The sequence below is a fragment of the Streptomyces sp. NRRL F-5126 genome, assembly GCF_000721265.1.
Classification (GTDB): Bacteria; Actinomycetota; Actinomycetes; order Streptomycetales; family Streptomycetaceae; genus Streptomyces.
Genome location: NZ_JOFZ01000024.1, coordinates 1 through 4,539, shown reverse-complemented (window position 1 = coordinate 4,539; position 4,539 = coordinate 1). Strand labels below are relative to the sequence as shown.

The 4,539-nt window shown below is 69.0% G+C and carries 2 protein-coding genes; both read right to left on the bottom strand.

Going from position 1 to position 4,539, the window contains the following annotated elements; translation table 11 throughout:
* Window positions 1–232: 232 nt before the first annotated feature.
* Window positions 233–2,209 carry an ATP-dependent nuclease gene (locus IH48_RS0132005; protein WP_030912752.1) on the bottom strand — a complete coding sequence of 659 codons (1,977 nt, stop codon included), beginning with the start codon at window positions 2,207–2,209 and terminating at the stop codon, window positions 233–235.
* A 417-nt stretch (window positions 2,210–2,626) separates the two neighbouring features.
* Window positions 2,627–4,234, bottom strand: coding sequence for a serine/threonine-protein kinase (locus IH48_RS0132000; RefSeq protein ID WP_030912748.1), 1,608 nt, complete (start codon window positions 4,232–4,234; stop codon window positions 2,627–2,629).
* Window positions 4,235–4,539: the final 305 nt, after the last annotated feature.

The window sequence follows — 4,539 nt, the reverse complement described above, 5'->3', positions numbered from 1 at the left end:
AGACCACCCGCGCCATCCGCGACCAACCCGAACGAGCCCTCCCCATCCTGGGCATCACCTACAAGCCCGACCTCAACGGAACTTGATCAAGCCCTGGGCACTTTCGGGACCACGCTGATGATGACGGCCATGCAACTCTGTGCGGAGAGGATCGCCACGCCCGCGACCGGGGCGGAAGCCCGGTACCGGACGTGACGGTGCGCAGAGGGGGTGCGGCAGGGCGGCCGGGGGCCTATGGCCTTGGCGCCGGGCGTGCGGCCAGGCTCCGAACGTTCTCCAGCAGCGCGTGCAGCACCCTCGGCTCGCCGCCGCCAGCGGTGCGTGCCGCCTCCGCGTACGTCGGCACATGCTTTCCCTCCACGTAACCGATGCGCTGCCGGACCAGCTCGCGACAGCGAGCACCCCATGAGGGCCAGTTCTCCGAGAGATACGTCTCGAGGTCGTCCGCGAAGACGGTGTGGGTCGTCCCACTGCTGGTCGTGGGTTTCGTCTCGGCCGGCGCGCCCAGGTAGCAGAGGATCTTCGTGTTCTTGTCGGTCGAATCCCGGATGCTCCGTGCCTTCTTCTCCGCCCGTTTCCTTGCTCCGTCCACCGTCTGGGGCTTTGCGAGCTTTTGCGCCTCCGCGAGCCTCTGAGCCTCTTCGAGCTTCTCGGCCTCGGCGTAGTTCTTCGGCCCTGTGTCCGCGTCGAAGACGAGGTGGCAGCGGACGCCGAACGCGGTGAGGATGGCGTGGCAGAGGATCATGTTGTCCTTGCCCTCCGCGTTCATGACGCAGATACCCTTGGCACCGAGGCGCAGTCCCTGACGCTCCGCGAAGCCGATGAGGATGCTCTCGTCCGTCGGACCCTCGACCACGACGGCGACATCGGCGAAGAGGGCCTCTGCGAGATTCCGCACGTAGCGGGTGGTCCCCCGACGGGCGATCGACTGCGCGCTCACCAGCCCGTCCAGCGACTGATGCAGCGTCTGCTCGGTGAGCGCGCGCAGGTAGACCTCGGGGTGGTCGCCACCGACGGCGCGGTACAGCCTGCGGACTTGCTGGTAGTCGCTCGGGTCGATGAACACAGGGCTGTGCGTCGCGTACATGACCTGCGTCTGGTCCCCGCCCGACTCGACCAGGCTGCGCAGGGCCTGAGCGAAGACCGCCGTCTGCGCCGGGTGCTGGAACAACTCGGGCTCCTCGATCGCCAGGCACAGGGAGCGCTGGCCGCTTTCGGGGCGGCGGCACTCCGAGAGGTACCTGAGCGCGGCGATGATCAGCGCACGCTGGAATCCATGGCCCTGCCGGCGGACGTGGGTGAGAACCACGCCGTCGCGGATGTTGACCTCGAACGCGGTCCTGGCACGCTTCGGGACCTGGGCCGTCGGGGTGACGACGATGCGCCGCCCCGTGGTGAACTGGCCGACCTCCCGGGAGAGGGCGTCGGACAGCGTCGCGAGCACCGGCCCGTAAATCTCGTCGTGCACCTTTGCGCGGGCGGTCTGGGCGTCCTCGTCGATGGTCGTGAACCGGGCCTCGGCCTCCGAACGGTCGACCGCGTGCTCCAGGATCCGGCCCACCACAGAGGACTTGTTGTCGTCGGTCTCCTCGTATGCACGCAGGTCGGCGGAGATGAAGACGAAGTCGATCAGCTTGCCGAGCAGTCCTTGGCCGGCGAAGCCGAAGAAGTGCGTGCCCTCGACCTCGGCCTCGGTGAGCCGCGCCCGGTTCGCCGCCTCCCAGGTCCGCATCTCCGCTTCGGCAGCGTCCCAGCTGCGGACGTTGGGCAGGCCGAGTGCCGGGTCGTGCTCGCGCAGTGTCTTGTACGCGTCGGTCTTCTCCTTGTTGCCGGTGCCCTGCCGGACCTGCTCGAAGGGCGGATAGGCCAGTGCCTTGCCGGTGATCCGGTCCTCCCCGTTCTCCCACGTGCGCCAGATGCTCAGACTCTCGACGCCCTCCGGCGCGTAGTGGCCGAGTGCGGCACGATCGGAGGCGGTGAGCCCGTCGAACTCGACCTCCACGCGAATCCGCTTGGTCTCCGATGCCGAATGGACGTCCTCCTCACTGAGGTTGCCGCCCTTCTCGCCGTTGAAGAACCAGTCCAGGGCGCGAAGGACGGTGGACTTGCCGACACCGGTCGGGCCGATGAGCGAGGTGATGGAGTCGAAGGAGACGTCGAGGCTGCGCAGGCAGCAGAAGTTCTCGATGCGGACGCGCTTGATCTTCACGGCTTTTCCTGACGTGTGACAGTGCGGAGTGTCCCGAACGGCCGGGAACGAGTCTTGGGCCGGAGATCGAGGTGTCCGGCAGGGCGTCGACAGGTCGACGCGTCGGCACTGGGTTTCCCCGTGCATGCGGTGAACGAGTGCTTCAGGCGCCCCAGGCGTCTTCGGAAGCGTTAACACCTAACCATGATGTTGAAAGCGTTGTCAACTATCATTATGCGCGAAGGTGGCGATTAGGTAGTGGGTCGTATGGGGTCTGCATGGGCATGCGGGGTCGACCAAGGGGATGAAGAGAGGTCGCGCCGAAGTCAGGTGCCCGTCCGTCCGTATGCCTGACGGGGCATCGAGAAGCCGGGAGCCGCCCGCCGGCGGCCGGGAGGGGCTACGCGTGTTGGGTAGTGGCGCGGAAGAACGGCAGAGTCAGGGCGAGACGTCGGAGCCGCCGCCGTCGAGGTCGAGGCGGATCACGGCCAGGGTCTCGGCCACCTCGGTGGAGAGTTCGTCGTCCGGGCCGAACACCACGCAGAGGTCCGCGTGCAGCGGCTCCAGAACGTCGTACGCCTCCGCCGTCCGGCCCTGCGCGAGCAGCAGCATGCCGATGTCCCGGCGCAGCTCCACCGCGTTCTCGCTCACGTCGCCGTCGGCGGCGCGTACGGTCTCCAGCACAGCGTGCAGCCCGGCCAGTGCCTCCGTCACCTGGCCGAGTTCACCACGGCAACGCGCCGCCTGGGCGCGGCTTTCCAGTGCCTGCTCGCTGCCGGCTCCGCTCACCCGCGCGTAGGCGTCCGCCAGCGCCTCGAACTCGGGCAGAGCGGCCCGGTGGTCACCGGCCAGTTGACGGCTGACCGCCCGGCGCATGCGCAGCCCGAGGACCGCCTTGCTGTCCGAGCCGAGGGCGTGCGCCGCCGGTTCGATCATCTCGCCCGCCACTTCGGCGGCCTGCGTGTAGCGCTCCTCCTCCATGAGGGCGCGGTAGTGCGCGTGTACCTCGCGGATCTGCTCCCGCAGCGCCTCACGTTCGGCCGCGGGGACGGCAGGCAGCGCGTCAGGCACGGCGCCCGGCTCCCCGGGGCGAGCGCTCGCGGTGCCGGCGCGCGAGCGGGGCGCGTAGGGGCGGCGGAAGATCGCGGTGGGATCGGGGAAACCGGTGGGTTCCGACCCCTCCGGCACGGCCCCCTCGCCAGGCGAAGGCAGAAACGCCCGCAGCCGCTCGTACACCTCCTGGACATCCACCGGTCGCGCCTCAGGAGCCTTGCGCAGCAGGTGCAGGACGAGCTCCTCCATGGCCTCCGGCACGTCGGCGCGCAGCTCACGCAGGGGAGTGGGGGCGGCGTTGACATGCTGCGTCATCAGCTGCCACTCACTGTCCCCTTGGAACAGGGGCCGCCCGCAGAGCAGTTCGTGCAGCACGCAGCCGAGCGCGTACAGGTCGGTGCGCGGTGTGACCCGCCCGCCGCGCACCTGTTCCGGCGCCATGTACTGGTGCGTCCCGACCGGATTGCCGGTCGCGGTCAGCTTTGTGACGTCCGTCCGCAGGATCGCCGCGATCCCGAAGTCGAGCACCTTCACCGTGCCGTCGCGTGCGACAAGGATGTTGGCCGGCTTCAGGTCACGGTGCACCACCGGTACGTCGTGCGCGTACGACAGGACGGTCGCGACCTGCGCCGCCACGGCCACCGCCCAGACGGTGGGGAGGAGGTGGTCCGGGTGCACGTACGCGCTCAGCGGTACGCCGTCGACCAGCTCCATCACGAGGAACAGCTGCTCGTACGACTCGTCGAGCACCGCGTCGTACACCTGTGGCACACCGGGGTGCTGGATGCGCGCGGTAACCCGTGCCTCGCGCCGGAAACGCCGCTCGAGCTCCTCGGCCAACTGGGGTGTGGCGGCGACAGTTTGCGGCCGGATCCGCTTCACGGCGACGGGCCGGTCGAGCACCGCGTCGTAGCCTCGCCACACATCGCCCATGCCGCCGTTGCCGAGCTGCTCCAGCAGTTCGTAGCGGCCCGCGATCGGTCTGTCCGGCACCTGTCCCCGCCCCGCGTCCTGGCACTGGCGCTCGCTCGTCCCTCGAGCCCCGTTGGTAGCGGCCAGTTTCCCCGGAAACGGATCACCGCGTCCAGCCGTGTCCTACGACGGCGCGGCGTACGGACGGGATCGAGCCACCGCGCCCGCGTCCGTCGTGCCCCCGTTCACCGTGTACTCGACCCAGACCGTCTTTCCCGGGCCATCCGCAGGGCTTGATCAAGTTCCGTTGAGGTCGGGCTTGTAGGTGATGCCCAGGATGGGGAGGGCTCGTTCGGGTTGGTCGCGGATGGCGCGGGTGGTCTTCG